The organism is Streptomyces sp. EDA2-14 (assembly GCF_054963755.1).
The window spans coordinates 99,675-117,815 of sequence record NZ_JBUEGE010000005.1 but is presented as its reverse complement, the minus strand read 5'-3'; the positions used below and the strand labels follow the sequence as shown (position 1 = coordinate 117,815).

18 protein-coding genes and 1 pseudogene are annotated in these 18,141 nt (G+C 71.8%); 14 read left to right on the top strand and 5 right to left on the bottom strand.

Going from position 1 to position 18,141, the window contains the following annotated elements; genetic code table 11:
• Positions 1-102: 102 nt before the first annotated feature.
• A complete protein-coding gene (locus ACY34M_RS16070; RefSeq protein ID WP_462717096.1) occupies positions 103-933 on the top strand; it encodes an aldo/keto reductase in 831 nt (276 codons plus the stop codon).
• Positions 934-954: 21 nt separating this feature from the next.
• Here ACY34M_RS16070 and ACY34M_RS16065 read toward each other — a convergent pair whose 3' ends face one another.
• Both ACY34M_RS16065 and ACY34M_RS16060 read right to left on the bottom strand, forming a co-directional pair.
• Complete coding sequence (locus ACY34M_RS16065; RefSeq protein WP_462717097.1) at positions 955-1,563, bottom strand: histidine phosphatase family protein; 609 nt, start codon at positions 1,561-1,563, stop codon at positions 955-957.
• 71 nt (positions 1,564-1,634) lie between these two features.
• Positions 1,635-2,330 (bottom strand): type 1 glutamine amidotransferase domain-containing protein, encoded by a 696-nt coding sequence (locus tag ACY34M_RS16060; protein ID WP_462717098.1) that lies wholly within the window; start codon positions 2,328-2,330, stop codon positions 1,635-1,637.
• Positions 2,331-2,448: 118 nt separating this feature from the next.
• Between ACY34M_RS16060 and ACY34M_RS16055 the strand changes: the two genes are divergently transcribed.
• Entirely contained in the window at positions 2,449-3,195 is a 747-nt protein-coding gene (locus ACY34M_RS16055) for an IclR family transcriptional regulator (RefSeq protein ID WP_462717099.1), read from the top strand.
• A gap of 44 nt (positions 3,196-3,239) precedes the next feature.
• Here ACY34M_RS16055 and ACY34M_RS16050 read toward each other — a convergent pair whose 3' ends face one another.
• Positions 3,240-3,611 carry a YybH family protein gene (locus ACY34M_RS16050; RefSeq protein WP_462717100.1) on the bottom strand — a complete coding sequence of 124 codons (372 nt, stop codon included), beginning with the start codon at positions 3,609-3,611 and terminating at the stop codon, positions 3,240-3,242.
• A 109-nt stretch (positions 3,612-3,720) separates the two neighbouring features.
• Here ACY34M_RS16050 and ACY34M_RS16045 point away from each other — a divergent pair, with 109 nt between their 5' ends.
• Entirely contained in the window at positions 3,721-4,596 is an 876-nt protein-coding gene (locus ACY34M_RS16045) for a LysR family transcriptional regulator (RefSeq protein WP_462717101.1), read from the top strand.
• 30 nt (positions 4,597-4,626) lie between these two features.
• On the opposite strand, the gene ACY34M_RS16040 is transcribed toward ACY34M_RS16045, so the two are convergent.
• Positions 4,627-5,646 carry an Lrp/AsnC family transcriptional regulator gene (locus tag ACY34M_RS16040; protein ID WP_462717102.1) on the bottom strand — a complete coding sequence of 340 codons (1,020 nt, stop codon included), beginning with the start codon at positions 5,644-5,646 and terminating at the stop codon, positions 4,627-4,629.
• 140 nt (positions 5,647-5,786) lie between these two features.
• On the opposite strand from ACY34M_RS16040, the gene ACY34M_RS16035 reads away from it, so the two are divergent.
• Positions 5,787-7,226, top strand: a complete 1,440-nt coding sequence (locus ACY34M_RS16035) for an MFS transporter (protein WP_462717103.1) — start codon at positions 5,787-5,789, stop codon at positions 7,224-7,226.
• Positions 7,223-8,434: an amidohydrolase gene (locus ACY34M_RS16030; RefSeq protein ID WP_462717104.1), complete on the top strand. Its 1,212-nt coding sequence runs from the start codon at positions 7,223-7,225 to the stop codon at positions 8,432-8,434. The genes ACY34M_RS16035 and ACY34M_RS16030 overlap by 4 nt, the downstream gene beginning before the upstream one ends.
• 28 nt (positions 8,435-8,462) lie before the next feature.
• Here the strand turns inward: ACY34M_RS16030 and mltG are convergent, their stop codons facing one another.
• Positions 8,463-9,323 (bottom strand): endolytic transglycosylase MltG, encoded by an 861-nt coding sequence (gene mltG / locus ACY34M_RS16025; protein ID WP_462717105.1) that lies wholly within the window; start codon positions 9,321-9,323, stop codon positions 8,463-8,465.
• A 431-nt stretch (positions 9,324-9,754) separates the two neighbouring features.
• Here mltG and ACY34M_RS16020 point away from each other — a divergent pair, with 431 nt between their 5' ends.
• The 9 genes and pseudogenes from ACY34M_RS16020 (at position 9,755) to ACY34M_RS15980 (ending at position 18,100) form a co-directional block, all read left to right on the top strand.
• On the top strand, positions 9,755-10,882 hold the full coding sequence (locus ACY34M_RS16020) for an LLM class flavin-dependent oxidoreductase (protein ID WP_462717106.1): 1,128 nt from the start codon (positions 9,755-9,757) through the stop codon (positions 10,880-10,882).
• Positions 10,879-11,274: pseudogene (locus ACY34M_RS16015) on the top strand (GNAT family N-acetyltransferase); the annotation flags it as partial. The gene ACY34M_RS16020 and the pseudogene ACY34M_RS16015, both read left to right, overlap by 4 nt.
• A gap of 72 nt (positions 11,275-11,346) precedes the next feature.
• Positions 11,347-12,255 (top strand): amino acid ABC transporter permease, encoded by a 909-nt coding sequence (locus ACY34M_RS16010; protein ID WP_462717209.1) that lies wholly within the window; start codon positions 11,347-11,349, stop codon positions 12,253-12,255.
• Positions 12,252-13,031: an amino acid ABC transporter ATP-binding protein gene (locus tag ACY34M_RS16005; protein WP_462717107.1), complete on the top strand. Its 780-nt coding sequence runs from the start codon at positions 12,252-12,254 to the stop codon at positions 13,029-13,031. Before ACY34M_RS16010 ends, ACY34M_RS16005 begins: the two co-directional genes overlap by 4 nt.
• An 80-nt stretch (positions 13,032-13,111) precedes the next feature.
• The gene (locus tag ACY34M_RS16000) at positions 13,112-14,098 is read left to right on the top strand and encodes an ABC transporter substrate-binding protein (RefSeq protein WP_462717108.1); all 987 of its coding nucleotides are present in this window, start codon (positions 13,112-13,114) and stop codon (positions 14,096-14,098) included.
• 35 nt (positions 14,099-14,133) lie between these two features.
• Positions 14,134-15,366: an LLM class flavin-dependent oxidoreductase gene (locus tag ACY34M_RS15995; RefSeq protein WP_462717109.1), complete on the top strand. Its 1,233-nt coding sequence runs from the start codon at positions 14,134-14,136 to the stop codon at positions 15,364-15,366.
• 15 nt (positions 15,367-15,381) lie between these two features.
• Complete coding sequence (locus tag ACY34M_RS15990; protein ID WP_462717110.1) at positions 15,382-16,764, top strand: NtaA/DmoA family FMN-dependent monooxygenase; 1,383 nt, start codon at positions 15,382-15,384, stop codon at positions 16,762-16,764.
• On the top strand, positions 16,757-17,884 hold the full coding sequence (locus ACY34M_RS15985) for an MsnO8 family LLM class oxidoreductase (RefSeq protein ID WP_462717111.1): 1,128 nt from the start codon (positions 16,757-16,759) through the stop codon (positions 17,882-17,884). Before ACY34M_RS15990 ends, ACY34M_RS15985 begins: the two co-directional genes overlap by 8 nt.
• A 60-nt stretch (positions 17,885-17,944) precedes the next feature.
• Positions 17,945-18,100, top strand: coding sequence for a hypothetical protein (locus tag ACY34M_RS15980; RefSeq protein ID WP_462717112.1), 156 nt, complete (start codon positions 17,945-17,947; stop codon positions 18,098-18,100).
• Positions 18,101-18,141: the final 41 nt, after the last annotated feature.

Genomic DNA, 18,141 nt, shown 5'->3' with positions numbered 1-18,141 from the left:
TAGAAGGGACGTACGTTGTAAGAGGCGGGCGTACGCCTCCCGTGACGTACGCGCGTCCTGCGAGACACAGGACTTGAGGCACCAGGTAAGGACACACGCGTCATGAGCACCATTCCCGAGGTCACCCTCAACAACGGCGTCACCATGCCGCAGCTTGGCTTCGGCGTCTTCCAGGTCCCCGACGACGAGGCGCACGCCGCGGTCACGAGCGCCCTGGAGGCCGGTTACCGCAGCATTGACACGGCCGCCCTCTACAAGAACGAGAAGGGCACCGGGCAGGCCGTCGCCGACTCCGGCCTGGCCCGCGAGGACGTCTTCGTCACCACGAAGCTGTGGAACACCGAGCAGGGCCGGGACACCACGCTGCGCGCGTTCGACGCCTCCCTCGACCGGCTCGGCATGGACTACGTCGACCTGTACCTGATCCACTGGCCGGTGCCGTCGCTGGACAAGTACGTCGAGACGTGGAAGACGTTCGAGGAGATCCTCGCCAGTGGCCGGGCCCGCGCCATCGGCGTCTCCAACTTCCTGCCCGAGCACCTGGACCGGCTCGCCGCCGAGACCTCCACGGTCCCGGCGCTCAACCAGATCGAGCTGCACCCGCGCCTCCAGCAGGAGGCGCTGCGCACATACGACGCGAAGCACGGCATCGCCACCGAGGCCTGGTCCCCGCTGGGCCGCGGCAACGGCGTCCTCGACGACGAGACGGTCACCGCGCTCGCCCGCAAGCACGACCGCAGCCCCGCGCAGATCGTGCTGCGCTGGCACCTCCAGCTCGGCAACGTCGTCATCCCGAAGTCGGTGACCCCGGCCCGGATCCGCGAGAACATCGCGGTCTTCGACTTCGAGCTGGACGCCGACGACCTCGCCGCGCTCACCGGCCTGGAGACGGGCGAACGCGTGGGTCCCGACCCGGCCGTGCTCGGGTCCTGACGGAGCCGGGCCCCGCGGGGCTCACAGGTCGAGCGGTCGCCCCTCCCACAGCTGGAGCTCCCAGCCCTGCTCCGGCGAGCCGGAGAGGGCGACGACGCCGGTGTTGGGCAGCGGGCGGGCCGCGACGAAGTCGACGTCGACGTTGCCCGCCCGCGCGGCCGTCCACGTCCGGATCACGGCGCCGTGGCTGACCATGGCCACGGTGTCCGCGCCCGTCCCGGCCGCCTCGGCGACCACGGCGTCGAACCGGCCGAGCGTCTCCGCGCCGGTCTCGCCGCCGGGCATCCGGCGTGCCGTGTCACCGGCGGACCAGGCGAAGGCCGTGGAGAGATAGGCCAGGGCCGCCTCCTCGTCGCCGCGCATCTCCAGATCGCCTGCCGCGATCTCCCGGATCCCGTCCCGGATCTCGACGTCGAGACCGGTCGCGCGGGCCAGTGGCTCGGCGGTGAGCTGCGTACGGACGAGGGTCGAGGCGTACAGGGAGTCGATCCGCTCGTCCGCCAGCGTCCGCGGGAGCGCCGCCGCCTGCTCCAGGCCCAGCGGTGTCAGGCCGGGCCCCGGCACCCCGGAGTCCAGGAGCCGCTTGAGGTTGGACGGGGTCTGGCCGTGGCGTATGAGCAGCAGGCGCATGCGGTGGGTACCTCCACGAGACGAACGGAACGCTTGCGTCCCACTGTGTCATCCGTGGAGGAAATCGGTGGTCAGGCCAGCTTTTCCAGCAATGTGGCCGCGAGCGGGCCGGCGGACGCCGGGTTCTGGCCGGTCACGAGATTGCGGTCGGCGACGACGTGCGGCGCCCACGCCTCGCCCTCCTGCACGTTCACCCCGGCCTCGGTGAGCCGGTCCTGGAGCAGCCAGCGCGCCTTGTCGGCGAGCCCGGCCTGGGTCTCCTCGACGTTGGTGAACGCGGCGACGTCGTAACCGGCGAACACATTGCTTCCGTCGGGCTTCGTGGCGGCCAGCAGCGCGGCGGGGGCGTGGCACACGACGCCGAGCGGCTTCCCGGACTCCAGGGCCCGGGTGAGCAGGGCGCCCGATGTGGCGTCCACGGCGAGGTCCTCCATCGGGCCGTGGCCGCCGGGGTAGAAGACGGCCGCGTAGTCGTCCAGATCCACCTCCTCCAGCTTGACGGGGGAGTGCAGCTCCGTGTTCTCGGCCACGGCCGCGGCCATCCGGTCGGCGTTCTCCTGGCCGTCGTTGAACTCGGGGGCGAGGCTGCCCGCGTCGACTGTGGGGACGACGCCGCCCGGCGTCGCCACGACGATCTCGTACCCCGCCGCCTTGAACGCGTCGTACGGGGCGATGGCCTCCTCCGCCCAGAAGCCGGTGGGGTGACGGGTGCCGTCGGCCAGCGTCCAGTGGTCGGAGCCGGTCACTACGAAAAGAATCTTCGACATGGGGTGCTCATCTCCGCGGGATGCGTCGGTGGTGTGCGGTCATGACGGTGAAGTCCTGACCTCTACGAAGGTAGGGCCGGGGAGCGGGTCCGACCAACGGTGGGCTACCGTGCCCGGCGTGGCAGAGCGGATCCAGTCGGTTGAGCGGGCGGCGCTGGTCCTGCGGCTGCTCGCGTCCGGGCGCCGGTCCTTCGGGGCGACGGAGCTGGCCCGCGCGATGGGGCTGCCCGAGTCGGCCCTGCACGGAATCCTCGGCACGCTGGTCACGGCGGGCCTGGTGGAGCGGGACCCGGTCACCGACGGCTACCGGATCGGCGCGGCGCTGCTCCACCTGAGCAACGGCGAGCTCGACGCGAACGAACTGCGTGCCCGCTCTCTGCACAGCGCCGACACCCTGGCCGCGCGCAGCGGCGAATCGGTGTGGATCGCCACGCCCCACGAGTGCCGGGCCCGCGTCGTCCACCACGTCTTCCGCCCCGACGACAGCACCCAGGCCCTCCGCCTCGGCGCCCACCTGCCTCTGCACGCCTCGGCCGTGGGCAAGACCCTGCTCGCCTTCGACCACGAGCTCGACGTGCCCGAGAAACTCCCGCCCCACACCGGCCACACCCTCACCGAACGCGCCGCTCTGGCCGCCGAGTTGTACGAGATACGCCGCCGCGGCTGGGCTGCCGCCGTCGACGAGCACACCACCGGAAGAACCGCGATCGGCGCCCCGCTGCGCGCCCCCTCGGGCCGCACGGTGGGCGCCATCAGCATCGCGGGCCCCACCTCGCGCCTGACCGAGGCCGGCCGCGCACGGGCGGACCTCGCGGCGCTGGTCGTGGCGGCGGCGGAGGAGATCGGCAGCGCCCTGGCGCGCTGAGCCCGTGGGCGCGGCACGGTCATCTACCGCCGCCGCGAGCCGGGTCAGCCGGCGGGCGGGACGAACTCCGGCTGGTCGAGCAGGCGCAGCCAACTGCCGTCCGGCTGGCGGCGGACGACCTGCGCCCGCGCGCCCGCCCCGTCCTTCGGCGGAGTCGACGTGAGGGCGATGTCACCGCTGACGAGCGTCGGCAGCGGCTGTTCCGGTGTGAAGTGGGGGCGACCGGCCAGCACCTTCTCCCACAGCGCGCGGATCGCCTCCCGGCCGACCGTCTCCTGGCCCGGCGGATAGGCGAGCACCGCGTTCTCCTCGTAGAGCGCGGCGACCCCGGCCGCGTCGCCCGCGTTGGACCGCTCGACGAACAGGCGGGTGATGTCCTCGGGCCGCATGGCCTTCTCGTACCCGGACTCCGGCATGGGCTCCTCCTCGGTTCGCTGTCGTCCTTACAGCGTCGTCCCCCACGGGGTAGAAGTCCAACAAATGGTTTTGTTGCAAACTAGAACCTGTGGTCATGAAAGGCGGGTCATGGATCTGAGACAGCTCGAATACTTCGTCGCGGTCGCGGAGGAGCGGAACTTCACGCGGGCCGCCGAGCGGGTGCACATCAGCCAGTCCGGCGTCAGCGCGCAGATCCGGCAGCTGGAGCGCGAGCTGGGGGCGGAGCTGTTCGACCGCTCGTCCCGCACCGCCACGCTCACCGTCGCGGGCAAGGCCGCGCTCGAACACGCCCGCGCCACCCTCGCCGCGGCCGGGACGATCGGGCGGGCCGTGGCCGAGGTGTCCGAACTGATCCGGGGCCGGCTCACCGTCGGCATGGTCATCGGCTGCACCGTCACCCCGCTGTTCGACGCCCTCGCCGCGTTCCACGCGGCGCACCCCGGCGTCGAGGTCTCGTTGCTGGAGGACAACTCCGACCGCCTCGTCGACGGCGTACGCGGCGGGGACACCGATTTGGCGCTCATCGGTGCCGCGCACTCCACCCCCGACGACCTCGAATCGCTCACCGTCATCGACGAGCACCTCGTCGTGGCGGTACCTCCTGATCACCCCCTGGCACGCCAACCACGCGTCCTGCTCCGTGATCTGATGGACCGTCCGGTCATCTGCATGCCGCCCGGCACCGGCCTGCGGACCGTCTTCGACCGTGCTTGCGCCGCGCAGGGCCTGCGCCTCACGATCGCCCTGGAGGCGAGCGCCGCGGACGCCATCGCGGCCCTCGCCGACCGCGGCCTCGGTGTCGCCGTCCTCAGCGAGTCGATGGCCGCCGCCTACGGTGACCGCCTCACCGCACGCCGGATCGACGACGTCGACACGCCGGCCCTGCTCGCCCTGGTCTGGAAGCGGACGCACAACCCGGCCCTGCGCGAGCTGCTGACGTACGCGCGGCAAGCGTTCCGGTGAGTCGCCGGGGCGCCTCACTCCGGGGTTCGGCTACCACGGCCGGATCGGGCGGACCCCGATGCGGCGGCTGTCCTCGTCCAGTAGGTGGCCCATGCGCTTGACCGTGTGGAGGCCGACGATGCGGTCGGTCACCTCCAGCGTCGGCAGGCGTGCGCACAGGGCGGCCTCGCGGCGTTGGATGTCGCCGAGGTCGCGGACCCACAGGGTGGCGAAGACGTTCGTGCGGCCGGTGACCGCGGCGACGAGGCGGCACTCCGGCAGCGCGGCGAAGGCGCGGTGGACGGCGGCGGTGTCGCGGGCCGGGGCCCGGCCGAGCAGTGAGACCGGGAGCGGGCGACCGGCGAGCGCGTTCGCCATGTCGCAGCGGAAGGTGAGGACGCCCGATTCGGTGAGGCGGCGCAGGCGCCGGCGGACCGTGGCGGGGCTGGTGCCGGTGCGCCCGGCGAGCTCCGCGAGGCCGAGCCGGCCGTCGCCGACGAGCGCGTCGAGCAACCCCCGGTCCACCGCGTCGAGTTCGACGGTCGCCGCGGGCTCGGGCGGGACCGCGCCCGTCCGGCCGAGGGCGGTCAGCTGCGTCGGGTCCAGTGAGCGGAGCCGCCAGCGGCTGCCCTCCACGGACAGCGACGTGGCGAAGAGGCAGTCGACTCCGACGACTCCGCGGAGCGGTTCGAGGTGGGTCGTCAGGAATCGGGTGAGCGCGGGCAGGTCCGGCGCGAGGACGTCGATGAGCAGATCGGCGCTGCCCGGACCGGTCAGCTCGATGGTCACGGCCTCTTCGTGCACGAGCAGCTGCTGAGCGATCCGCATACGGCTGCCGGGACGGCAGCGCACCAGGACGAACGCCGTGCAGCGCGTGCGCGAGAACTCCCGGCCGGGTGCCGCGTACACCCAGGCCAGACCCTCCGCGGTCAGCCGCTCCCAGCGGCGGGCGAGGGTGCTCGCGGTGACGCCCAGCGGCGGTGCGAGTTCGGTCCAGGAGGCGCGGGGACGCAGCTGGAGGGCGTTGACGAGGGCGAGGTCCAGCTCGCTCACGGCGACTGTTTCTCGCATGCCACCCACCCTGCCTGCTCGTTTCCGACGAATTCGCGGCCCGATACGACCGCAGACCGCACAGTAGCCAGCGCATTCGAATCCGGCCAGACGAGTCGGCACAGCCGCCGTCGCCGTAGCCGTCAGAAGGGACGTCTCCTATGCGTACGGATGTGGGCACCGGGCGCGGCATGCTCGGCGCGATGGCCGTGGTCGTCGTGTTCAGCGGTGTCGTACAGGGGTATCTCACGCCGCTGCTCCCGGAGCTGGGGCAGAGCCTCGGCATCGGCGGAGTGGCTCAGAACAACCTGTATCTGCTGTCGCAGTGCGCGTTCGCCGTGCTCACCCCGCTGCTGTCGCGCCTCGGCGACCTGTACGGACACCGCCGGCTGCTGCGGGTGGCGCTCACGATGGTCGCGGCCGGTTCGCTCCTCATGGCGGTGCGGCCGACGGTGCTGACCCTCGCCGTGGGGATGGTGCTGCAGGGCGCGGTCGTCGGGTTCTTCCCGCTGCTCGCCGGGATCCTGCGCTCCCGCGCCCCCGAACGCGGCCGCACCGGCATGTCGCTGCTCGTCGGCGCCCTGCTGATCGCCGTCGGCGTCGGTGGCCTCGCCGCGGGCGCCCTCAGCGAGCGGCACGCCGAGGCCGGGCTGTGGGCGGCCGTGCCGGTGGCGGCCCTCGCCGTGACCGCCGGCCTGCTGCTCCCGGACAGCGACGGCGAGTTCGGCGGACGCTTCCACTTCGGCGCGGCGGCGCTGCTGACCGTCGGCCTCGTGGCGCTGGTCCTGGTGCTCGCACAGGGCGGTACGTGGGGCTGGACCTCGCCGCGCGCCCTGGGCACGGCCGCCCTCGCGGTCGTGGTCTTCGTCGCCTGGGTGGGGGTGGAGCGCCGTGCGAAGAGCCCCCTGGTGAACGTCGGCATGCTGCGCGACCGACGGCTCGCGGTGGTGAGCGTGCACACGTTCTGCGCGGCGTTCGGCGCCATCGGATTCCTGGGCGCCAACGCCCTGTTCCTCGGTGCCGACCCCGCGGCCGTCGGCTACGGCATGGGCCTCGGCCCGCAGTCCATCGCGACGGTGTCCCTGGCGATGGTGGTGGCGGGCTTCGCCGGGTCCACGGCCACGCCGCGCCTGGCCCGCCGGATCGGCGACCGCGCCGTCCTGGCCACCGGCGGGATCCTCATCGGGGCCGGCTTCCTCGGCATGGCCCTCTTCCACGCCACGCTCCCGCAGTACGTCGCCTCGGCGCTGATCGTCGGCCTGGCCACCGGCGTCTTCGAATCCATCACCCGAACCCTGTCGGCGGAGATCGTGCCCGAGCGGCAGACCGCGCTGGCCGTGGGCATCAACGAGCTCGCGCTGTCACTGGGCGCGGCGATCGGCGCCGCCGTCATCGGCGGGCTCTTCGCCGCACATCAACTCGGCGGCTCCAGCGGCCACATCGCGGTCTCCGGCTTCGTATGGAGCTGGGGCGCCTGCGCCGCGGTGGCGCTGGTCGGCGGCGCGTTCGCCCTGCTCTACGGGAGCGACCGACAGGCCGCCGGGACGGCTGCCGCCGCCGACCATGACGTGCCCGCAGACCTGAAGGAAGGCCTCGTATGACCACGGCGAAGACCACGCGACCCACGACGACGGCGGACTCCGCGCACTCCGCCCACGGCGAGGTGGCACAGGCCGTCCAGGCCTGGCGCGAAGAGCTCGTCGCGCTCAGCCACAGCCTGCACGCCGAACCGGAGCTCGCCCTGGAGGAGCACCGCTCGGCCACGAAGATCGCCGAACTCCTCGACGCGGCCGGCTTCACCGTGACCCGCCCCCTCGACTCCCTGCCCACCGCGCTCGACGCCACGTACGGCAGCGGCGAGCTGGTGCTCGCCTTCTGCGCCGAGTACGACGCGCTGCCCGGCATCGGCCACGCCTGCGGTCACAACGTGAACGGTGCGGCGTCCGTCGGCGCGGCGCTCGGTCTCGCGGCCGTCGCCGACCGGCTCGGCATCACCGTCCGGCTCATCGGCACCCCGGCCGAGGAGGACATCGGCGGAAAGGTGCTGCTCATCGAGGCGGGCGTGTTCGACGACGTCGCCGCGGCGCTGATGGCGCACGCCGCCGCCGAGGACTCCGTCGGCGCCTCCTCGCTGGCGATCGGCGCCTGGGACGTCACCTACCGGGGCCGGCCGGCCCACGCGGCCCTCGCGCCGTGGGAGGGCGTGAACGCGCTCGACGCGCTGACCGTGGCCCAGACCGCGATCGGCGTGCTGCGCCAGCAACTGCCGCCGGGCTCCCTGGTCCACGGCATCGTCACCGACGGGGGCCGGGCACCCAACGTCATCCCCGACACCGCCGCCGCCCGCTACGAGGTGCGGGCCCCCACCGTCGAACAGCTCACAGCGGTCCAGGGCCGGGTCCGCGCCTGCTTCGAGGCGGGCGCCCTCGCCACCGGCGCCGCACTCGAACTCGTCCCGCACGGCCGGGACTTCGCCGACCTCCGCCAGGATCCGTTCCTGACCGAGGCCTACGTGGCGGCGGCCCGCTCGCTCGGCCGCACCCCGCTGCCCCGGCACGGCGCCACCACCGCCTCCACCGACATGGGGAACGTCTCCCGGCTCCTGCCCGCGATCCACCCCACCATCGGCTACGACACCGGGGGCGCCACCCAGCACACGGCCGAGTTCGCCTCCTACGGAACGTCCCCCGGCGCGGACCGCGCCGTCGTCGAAGGGGCGACGGCACTGGCGCTGACCGCGCTGGCCGCCGCGACGGACGAGGAGCAGCGAACCCGCCTGCTGAGCGGAGTGCGGGAGCGCCGCTCCTGAAGCAGGAGGGGTGGCCGGGGGGGGGCTTTCAGCCCTCCTGGCCCCTCGCGCTCGCCTGGCGTGAGTTGAACTCCTCGACGTTTTTCTTCTGCTCCTCGTAGCTGTCGGTGAACCGGGTGTCTCCCGGCCCGACCGTCACGAAGTACAGCCAGTCGCCCTTGGGCGGATGGATCGCCGCGTCCATGGCGTCCTGCCCCGGATTGCCGATGGGCGTGGGCGGCAGACCCTTGTGCTTGTACGTGTTGTACGGGCTGTCGAGCCGGGTGTCCGCGTGGCTGGTGTCGAGCGTCGAGCGGTTCAGGGCGTAGTTGATCGTGGAGTCCATCTGGAGCGGCATGTCCCGGGCGAGCCGGTTGTAGATGACACGGGCCACCTTCCCCATGTCCTCGTGGGTGTCGGCCTCCGCCTGCACGATACTGGCGATGACCACCGTCTCGTAGACCGTGACGCCGTTGCGGTCCGCTCCCTCGGTGACATGCTCGGCCCGCAGCCGCTGGTTCGCGGTGTCGTTCATGTAGGCGAGCAGGGACGCGGAGCTGGTCCTGCGGCCGACCGGATACGTGGCCGGGAACAGATAGCCCTCCGGGTTGCCGTCCGCCGCGCTCGGCAAGGTGAAGTCCGCCTTCGCGGCCGCCTTCTTCGTGGTCCCCCCGTCGACCCCGAGCGCCTTGTCCACGGCCTCGTACACCTGGCTCGAACGGTATCCCTCCGGGATCACGAGCTTCTCGGAACGTCCTGACCCCCGCTCGCCGGAGAGCACGACCAGCGGTACGACGACGGCCGCGGCCACCGCGAGCAGCACGACGGCCAGCACGATCAGCCTGCCGCGGGTGAGCCGCCGCTTCTTCTCTGCCCCCTGATCGGTGGGGGTCTTCTCGTCCTCGGGCACAGCGGAACGCTAGCGTGCCCCGCGGTGCGAACTCGACACCATCCGCACCACCAGCCACCTCCGGGCAGTCCGGTATGCGGTCCGAGCTTGACGAAACCGCCCCGCGGACGGCTCAATTGACCCATGACTGCCCAGCGCCTGGTCTCGCGTGACCACATCGACTTCGGTCGGGTGTGGTCCGCGGCGTGTTGCGCCTGATCCGGCAGCGGGCCCTCTGACCGGCCCTTTTCTCTCTCGGTGACCCCGTAGCGGGCCGAGTTCCGACGCTTTTCGCGCGCTGCCGCCGCACCTCCTCCCACGACGTACCGCGTCGCTTCCGTGTTCTCACACCCGTGTCGGCCCGTCCTCTGACGGATCGTCACCGCCGCCTGCGCGCAGGGCTGTTCCGGCATGCCCCCGTGCGGTCGCCGCCGCCTCCGAAAGGCCATCCCGTGCCCGTGGAATTCCTCGGCATAGCCGCCACCAACGACGGCTCCGAAACCACCGCCCGCTCCGGCGAGGCCTTCGACAAGGAGTACACACTCCGGCTCGCCCGCGCACACGAGGAGCACGGCTGGGACCGGGTGCTGTTCGCCTACGGATCGGGTTCCCCGGACCCGGCGCCGGCCGCCGCGTACATCGCGAGCCGTCTGGACCACCTGCAGATCCTGCTCGCCCACCGGCCCAATGTGTCGTATCCGACCTACGCCGCCAAGACCTTCGCCACCCTCGACCGGATCAGCGAGGGGCGCCTGACGGTCCACTTCATCACCGGCGGCAACGACCACGAGCAGGGCCGTGAGGGGGACACCCTCACCAAGGACGAGCGGTACGCCCGCACCCGCGAATACATCCGCATCGTCAAGAAGATCTGGACCACCCGCGAACCCTTCGACCACGAGGGCGAGCACTACCGCTTCCACGATTTCGTCAGCGACGTCTTCCCGGTCCAGCAGCCCCGGCCGAACGTCTCGTTCGGCGGCTCCTCGCCCGCCGCGTACGCGGCCGGGGGCGCCGAGGCCGACATCTACGCCCTGTGGGGCGAGCCGCTGGCGAAGACCGCCGAGCAGATCGAGACCGTCAAGGCCGCCGCACGGGCCGCGGGCCGCACCGACGTACCGCGCATCCAGGTCGCCTTCCGCCCGATCATCGCTCCGACCGAGGAACTGGCCTGGGAGAAGGCCCACCGCACGGTCGGCGCCATCCGCGAGCGCCGCGAGGCCGGTCTCGTACGCCACCACCGCAGCGGCGCCCCGCAGAACACCGGCTCCCAGCGGCTCATCGCCATCGCCGAGGCGGGCGAGCGCTACGACCGCGCCCTGTGGACCCCGACCGCCGCCGCGACCGGCGGCGCGGGCAACTCCAACGCCCTCGTCGGCACCCCGGAGACCGTCGCGCAGGCCCTCCTCGACTACTACGACCTCGGCGTCGACATCCTCTCCGCCCGCGGCTACGACCTGCTGGACGACGCGATCGACTTCGGCCGGTACGTGATCCCGATCGTGCGCGAAGAGGTCGCCAAGCGCGACGCCGAGCGTGCGCAGCGCGGCGCCGAGGCACCCGCGGCGGTGGGCGCATGACCTCCGTGACCCAACCACCCACCAGAGACGTCGAGGTGACGGTCGTTCACGTCCCCGTGTCCGATCCGCGCGTCGAGCCCCTGCTGCGCGAGCTCGGCGACGAGTACTCGACGCGGTACGGCAAGGACGCCCACGCGGAGATCGCCCGCTACCCGGACGAGGAGTTCACACCCGACCACGGCGGTCTGCTGCTCCTGATCCTGGAGGACGGCGAACCCGTCGCGGGCGGCGCCTTCCGCCGCTACGACGCGCACACCGCCGAACTGAAGCGCATCTGGACGCACTCCGCACACCGGCGGCGCGGCCTCGCCCGCCGCGTGGTCGCCGAGCTGGAGCGCGAGGCGGGGGAGCGCGGCTACCGCCGGATCCACCTCACCACCGGCCCGCGCCAGCCCGAGGCCCGCGGACTGTACCTGGCCGCCGGGTACACGCCGCTGTTCGACACCGAGGCCGACCCGGAGACCATCGGCCCGCTCCCGTTCGAGAAACGGCTTCGGGGCCGCGCGACCGACGATCCGGGCGCCCTCACCGTCGTCCCCGTCCGGCACTACGCGCGCTGGGCGGCGGCCGCCGCGGTGCTGGTGGTGGTCGCGCAGCTCCTGCACGGACTGCTGACCAACCCCGTGTGGGAATGGGACGTCTTCCGCGACTACGTCCTGTCCGAAACGATCGTGCAGGCCGTCTGGGTGACCCTCCAACTCACCGCCTACGCCACGGTGTTGGGCTTCCTGCTCGGTACCGTGCTGGCCTTCATGCGGCTCTCGCGGAGCCCGGTGCTGCAGTCCGTGGCCTGGACGTACATCTGGATCTTCCGGTCCATCCCGATGATCGTCCAACTGGTCTTCTGGTTCAATCTCAGCGCGCTCTACAAGGAGTTGGGCCTCGGCATCCCCTTCGGCCCGGTGTTCTGGTCCGTCGACAGCAACAGCCTCATCGGCACCATCGGCGCCGCCGTCATCGGCCTGACCCTGCACCAGGCCGCGTACGCCGCCGAGATCGTCCGCGGTGGTGTCATCTCCGTCGACGGCGGGCAGCTGGAGGCCGCCGCCGCGCTCGGCATCCCGCGCCTGCGGCAGATTCGCCGGATCGTCCTGCCGCAGGCCATGCGCGCCATCCTGCCCACGGCGGGCAACGAGATCATCGGCCTGCTCAAGGGCACCTCGGTGGTCTACGTGATGTCCATCGGCGAGCTCTTCTACCAGGCCCAGGTCATCTACGGCCGCAACGGCCGCGTGATCCCGCTGCTCCTCGTCGCCACCGCCTGGTACGTGGTGCTGACCTCGCTGCTCTCCGTCGCCCAGCACTACGTGGAGCGCCGCTACTCCAGGGGCACCGCCCCGAAGACCCGCCGAACCCAGGGAGCCCGACGATGATCAGCCCGACGAAGACCGAGCCGATGGTGGACATCCAGGACGTCCACAAGAGTTTCGGCCCGCTGGAGGTGCTGCGCGGCGTCGACCTCCAGGTGAACGCCGGCGAGGTCACCGTGATCCTCGGCCCGTCGGGCTCGGGGAAGTCCACGCTGCTGCGCACCATCAACCACCTGGAGAAGGTCAACCGCGGCTGGATCAGCATCGACGGCGAACTCATCGGCTACCGCCGCTCCGGGAACCGACTGCACGAGCTGCGCGAGAAGGACGTTCTCAAGCAGCGCACCAACATCGGGTTCGTGTTCCAGGACTTCAACCTCTTCCCGCACCTGACCGTGCTGGAGAACCTGGTCGAGGCCCCCGTCTCCGCCCTGCGCCGCCCGCGCAGGCAGGCGGAGGACACCGCCCGGACACTCCTTGAGCGGGTGGGACTCGGCGACCGCGCCGACGCCTACCCCCGCCAGCTCTCCGGCGGCCAGCAGCAGCGCGTGGCCATCGCCCGCGCGCTCGCCCTCGAACCCAAGGTGCTGCTCTTCGACGAGCCCACCTCCGCGCTCGACCCGGAACTCGTGGGCGAAGTCCTCGACGTCATCAAGGACTTGGCGAGCACCGGAACCACCATGATTGTCGTCACGCACGAGATCGGCTTCGCCCGCGAGGTCGCCGACACGGTGGTGTTCATGGACGGCGGTGTCGTCGTGGAGCAGGGGACACCCGCGGCCGTCCTCGACGCACCGCGGCACGAACGCACCCGCGCCTTCCTCTCCAAGGTCCTGTGACCGGCGTCCTGTGACCGGCGTCCTGTAACCGGCCTCCTGTGACCGTCTCCCACCCCGCTTCCTACGCAAGGACAACCACCGTGCCCACCACCCTCACCCGCCGCCGCACCACCACGGCCGCGCTCTCACTCGTCGGCGCCGTCCTCCTCGCCGCCTGCAGCAACCCCTCCGACGGCGGCACGACCGAGGTCGCGGACGGATCAGGCGCCAAGGCGAAGATCAACCTCAGCCCCGAGCAGCACCGCGTCACCACCGGCAAGGTCGACTCCATAGCCGACGAGGTGCCCGAGCGGATCCGCAAGAGAGGAACCCTCGAGGTCATCGGCTCCTCCAGCTCCGCCGCTCCGCTCGGCTTCCACGCCACCGACAACAAGACCGTCATCGGCGTCGAGCCGGACCTCGCCCACCTCGTCGCCGACGTCCTCGGCCTCAAGGTGCACCGCACCACCGCCTCCTGGGAGAACATCTTCGTCGGCCTCGACAGCGGCAAGTACGACGTGGGCCTGAGCAACATCACGGTCACCGAGGAACGCAAGGAGAAGTACGACTTCGCCACCTACCGCAAGGACAACCTGGGCTTCGAGGCCAAGAAGGGCAGCGGCCTGAAGGTCACCGGGCCAAAGGACGTGGCAGGCAAGACGGTCGCCGTGGGCAGCGGCACCAACCAGGAGAAGCTGCTCATCGAGTGGAGCAAGGCGAACGTGAAGGCCGGTCGCAAGCCGGTCGACATCAAGTACTACCAGAACGACAGCGACACCTACCTGGCCCTGCAGTCCGGCCGCATCGACATCTACCTCGGCCCCAACCCGACCGCCGCCTACCACGCGGCGAGCACCGGAAAGACCGAGGTCGTCGGCACCTACTCCGGCGCGGGCGCCGAGCTCCAGGGCCTCATCGCGGCCACCACCAAGAAGGACAGCGGGCTCGTGAAGCCGCTCGCCGACGCGCTCGACCACGTCATCGACAACGGCAGCTACGCGAAGGTGCTGAAGCGCTGGGGCCTGTCCGACGAAGCCGTGTCGAAGTCGAGGATCAACCCGCCCGGACTGCCCAGGACGGGCCAGTAGACCCCTCGCTCAGCCGCTTCAGAAAGGCACCCGTCGTGTCCCCTTCTCCTTCCTCCTCCACCGCCCCCTCCACCTCCCTGCACCTCGCCGTGGCCCTCGAAGGCACCGGCTGGCACCCCGCGTCCTGGCGCGAGCACGTCGCACGGCCGCACGACCTGTTCACCGCCGCGTACTGGGCGGAGCTCGTCGCCGAGGCCGAGCGGGGCCTGCTCGACTTCGTCACCATCGAGGACGGCCTCGGCCCGCAGTCCGGCCACTTCCTCGAACCGGACGAGCGCACCGACCAGGTCCGCGGCCGTCTCGACGCCGTGCTGATCGCCTCGCGCGTCGCCCCGCTGACCCGGCACATCGGGCTCGTCCCGACCGCCGTGGTCACGCACACCGAACCGTTCCACCTCTCCAAGGCGATCGCCACCCTCGACTACGTCAGCTCCGGCCGCGCGGGCCTCCGGGCACAGGTCACCGCCCGCCCGAACGAGGCCGCCCACTTCGGCCGCCGCACGATTCCCCGCATCGACGCCTACGACAGCCCGGACGCACGGGAGTTGGTGACCGAACTCTTCGACGAGGCCGCCGACTACGTGGAGGTCCTGCGGCGGCTCTGGGACAGCTGGGAGGACGGCGCCGAGATCCGGGACGCCACAACGGGCCGCTTCATCGACCGGGACAAGCTGCACTACATCGACTTCGAGGGCAGCCGGTTCAGCGTCCGCGGCCCCTCCATCACGCCCCGTCCGCCGCAGGGTCAGCCGCTCGTCACCGCGCTCGCCCACGACACCGTCCCGTACCGTCTCGTGGCCCGCGCCACCGACGTCGGATACGTCACCCCGCACGACGCCGAACAGGCCCGCACCATCGTGGGCCGGGTCCGTACCGAGCAGGAGGCGGCAGGGCGGGCCGACGAGCCCCTGCACGTCTTCGGCGACCTCGTGGTCTTCCTCGACAAGGACCAGGGCGCCGCGACCGCCCGCAGGGAACGGCTCGACGAGGTCGCCGGAACGCCGTACGTGAGCGACGCCCCGACCTTCGCGGGCACCCCCGCTCAACTTGCCGACTGGTTGCAGGAGTTGCACGGTGCCGGGCTCACCGGCTTCCGGCTGCGCCCCGCCGTCGCGGGACACGACCTTCCCGCTGTCACCAGGGAGCTCGTCCCCGAACTCCAGCGCCGCGGCGTCTTCCGCCGCGCCTACGAGGCCGACACCCTGCGCGGACTGCTGGGCCTGCCGCGTCCCGCCAACCGCTACGCCACGGCGACCGCCACCGCCTGAGCCGGAGGACACACCATGACCAAGCCACTGAAGCAGATCCATCTGGCCGCCCATTTCCCCGGCGTCAACAACACCACCGTGTGGAGCGACCCCGAGGCCGGAAGCCACATCGAGTTCAGCTCCTTCGCCCACTTCGCGCGCACCGCCGAACGCGCCAAGTTCGACTTCCTGTTCCTCGCCGAGGGGCTGCGGCTGCGCGAACAGGGCGGGGAGATCTACGACCTGGACGTCGTCGGCCGCCCCGACACCTTCACCGTCCTCGCCGCGCTCGCCGCCGTCACCGAGCGCATCGGACTCACCGGCACCATCAACTCGACGTTCAACGAGCCCTACGAGGTGGCCCGCCAGTTCGCGAGCCTCGACCACCTGTCCGCCGGCCGCTCCGCGTGGAACGTCGTCACCTCCTGGGACGCCTTCACCGGCGAGAACTTCCGGCGCGGCGGCTTCCTCCCACAGCGCGAACGCTACTCACGCGCCAGGGAGTTCCTCACCACCGCCAACGAACTCCACGACTCCTGGCGCGGCCACGAGATCCTGGCCGACCAGGAGACCGGCACCTTCCTGCGCGACGCCAAGGCCGGTGCCTTCGCCCACACGGGAGCACACTTCGACATCCACGGCCGGTTCAACGTCCCGCGCTCCCCGCAGGGCCGCCCCGTCGTCTTCCAGGCCGGCGACTCCGACGAGGGCCGCGAGTTCGCCGCCGCCGAGGCCGACGCCATCTTCAGCCGGCACGGCACCCTCGACACGGGCCGCGCCTTCTACGCGGACGTGAAGTCCCGCCTCGCCGCGTACGACCGCCGCCCCGACCAGCTGCTCATCCTGCCCTCCGCGACCTTCGCCCTCGCCGACACCGACGCCGAGGCCGCGGAGCTCGCCCGCGAGGTGCGCCGCCGCCAGGTCAGCGGGGCCACCGCCCTCAAGCACCTGGAGTTCGTCTGGAACCGGGACCTGTCCTCCTACGACCCGGACGGGCCGCTGCCGGACATCGACCCGGACGTCCGTGAAGGACACATCGCCGAGGGCCGCGCCCAGGTCCGCATGTACCGGGATCCGCTGGCCACCGCCCGCGAATGGCGCGAACTCGCCGCGGCCAACAAGTGGTCCATCCGCGACCTCGTCATCCACACCGGCAACCGGCAGAACTTCGTCGGCTCCCCGGCCACCATCGCGCAGACCATCAACGAGTACGTCCAGGCCGACGCCGCCGACGGCTTCATCCTCGTCCCGCACCTCACCCCCGGCGGTCTCGACGAGTTCGCCGACAAGGTGGTCCCGCTCCTCCAGGAACAGGGCGTCTTCCGTACGGAGTACGCGGGCACGACCCTGCGCGACCACCTCGGCCTGGCCCACCCCGACGCCGTGTCCGCGCCCACCGAGGAGCTCTCCCGTGCCTGACACCCCACTCGCCGTCCTCGACCTCGTGCCGATCCCCTCCGGGGCGACGGCGGCCGACGCCCTGCGCAACTCCATCGACCTCGCCCAGCAGGCCGAGCGTCTCGGCTACGCCCGGTACTGGTTCGCCGAGCACCACCTCAACCCCGGTGTGGCGGGCACCTCGCCCGCCGTCGTCCTGGCCCTCACCGCGTCCGCCACCGAGACCATCAGGCTCGGCTCCGGCGCCGTACAGCTCGGACACCGCACCGCACTGTCCACCGTCGAGGAGTTCGGGCTGCTCGACGCCCTGCATCCGGGCCGCATCGACCTGGGTCTCGGCCGCTCCGGTGGCCGCCCGCCCGCCGGGCCCTCGGCTCCCGGACCGACCTCGACACCGGTCGTCGACGGCCGCGCCCCGGGCGGCCTCGTCATCCCGCCCCGGTTCTCCTTCGCCCATCTCCTCGGCTCGCCCCGCGTCGCGTTGCAGCGCAAGCTGCTCCAGCAGCCGGGTGCGCAGGCGCAGGAGTACGCCGAGCAGATCGACGACATCCTCGCCCTGCTCGCCGGCGAGTACCGCTCACCGGACGGCGTCGAGGCACACGTCGTACCGGGGGAGGGGGCCGACGTCGAGGTGTGGATCCTGGGCAGCAGCGGCGGCGAGAGCGCCGAGGTCGCGGGTGCGCGCGGACTGCCGTTCGCCGCGAACTACCACGTCAGCCCCGCCACGGTCCTGGAGGCCGTGGAGGGCTACCGGTCCTTCTTCCGGCCCTCCGACACCCTCGACAGGCCGTACGTCAGTGTCTCCGCCGACGTCGTCGTCGCCGAGGACGACGCCACCGCCCGCGAACTCGCCACCGGCTACGGCCTGTGGGTGCGCAGCATCCGCACCGCCGAGGGCGCCATCGACTTCCCGACCCCGGAGGAGGCACGCAAACACGTGTGGAGCGACGCCGACCGCGCACTCGTGCAGGACCGCGTCGACACCCAGTTCGTCGGCTCCCCGAAGACGGTCGCCCGCCGTCTCGCCCAACTCCAGGAGGCCACGGGCGCGGACGAACTGCTGGTCACGACGATCACCCACGACCACGCGGACCGGGTGCGTTCCTACGAGCTGCTGGCCGAGGAGTGGCACCGCTCTTGACGCGGCGTCGCACGGGCCACAGACTCAACCACAGGAATCCTAGTGAATTGGTAGGGAATCATGGGTGGTGCGGCGCGCGAGCTCGGCGGGGCGGCTGCCCGCGCCGCCGTCGCGGCGCTGCCCCGGCTCACGTCCCGGCGTCACATCGATCTGGAGCGCGTGTGCAGCGCGGCGAGTTCTCCCCTCGGCGGAGGACAACTCGCCGCCCGCGCCTGACACTTCCGTACGCCGTCGCGTACGCCCGTGATCGAGCACCC

Coding starts and splice junctions, on each gene's coding strand:
- ACY34M_RS16045 (WP_462717101.1), top strand. CDS start 3,721: ATGGATCTGAGACAGCTCGAATACTTCGTCGCGGTCGCGGAGGAGCGG.
- ACY34M_RS16065 (WP_462717097.1), bottom strand. CDS start 1,563: ATGCGCCTGCTGCTCATACGCCACGGCCAGACCCCGTCCAACCTCAAG.
- ACY34M_RS16005 (WP_462717107.1), top strand. CDS start 12,252: ATGATCAGCCCGACGAAGACCGAGCCGATGGTGGACATCCAGGACGTC.
- ACY34M_RS15990 (WP_462717110.1), top strand. CDS start 15,382: ATGACCAAGCCACTGAAGCAGATCCATCTGGCCGCCCATTTCCCCGGC.
- ACY34M_RS16060 (WP_462717098.1), bottom strand. CDS start 2,330: ATGTCGAAGATTCTTTTCGTAGTGACCGGCTCCGACCACTGGACGCTG.
- ACY34M_RS16030 (WP_462717104.1), top strand. CDS start 7,223: ATGACCACGGCGAAGACCACGCGACCCACGACGACGGCGGACTCCGCG.
- ACY34M_RS16040 (WP_462717102.1), bottom strand. CDS start 5,646: ATGCGAGAAACAGTCGCCGTGAGCGAGCTGGACCTCGCCCTCGTCAAC.
- ACY34M_RS16050 (WP_462717100.1), bottom strand. CDS start 3,611: ATGCCGGAGTCCGGGTACGAGAAGGCCATGCGGCCCGAGGACATCACC.
- ACY34M_RS16035 (WP_462717103.1), top strand. CDS start 5,787: ATGCGTACGGATGTGGGCACCGGGCGCGGCATGCTCGGCGCGATGGCC.
- ACY34M_RS16070 (WP_462717096.1), top strand. CDS start 103: ATGAGCACCATTCCCGAGGTCACCCTCAACAACGGCGTCACCATGCCG.
- ACY34M_RS15980 (WP_462717112.1), top strand. CDS start 17,945: ATGGGTGGTGCGGCGCGCGAGCTCGGCGGGGCGGCTGCCCGCGCCGCC.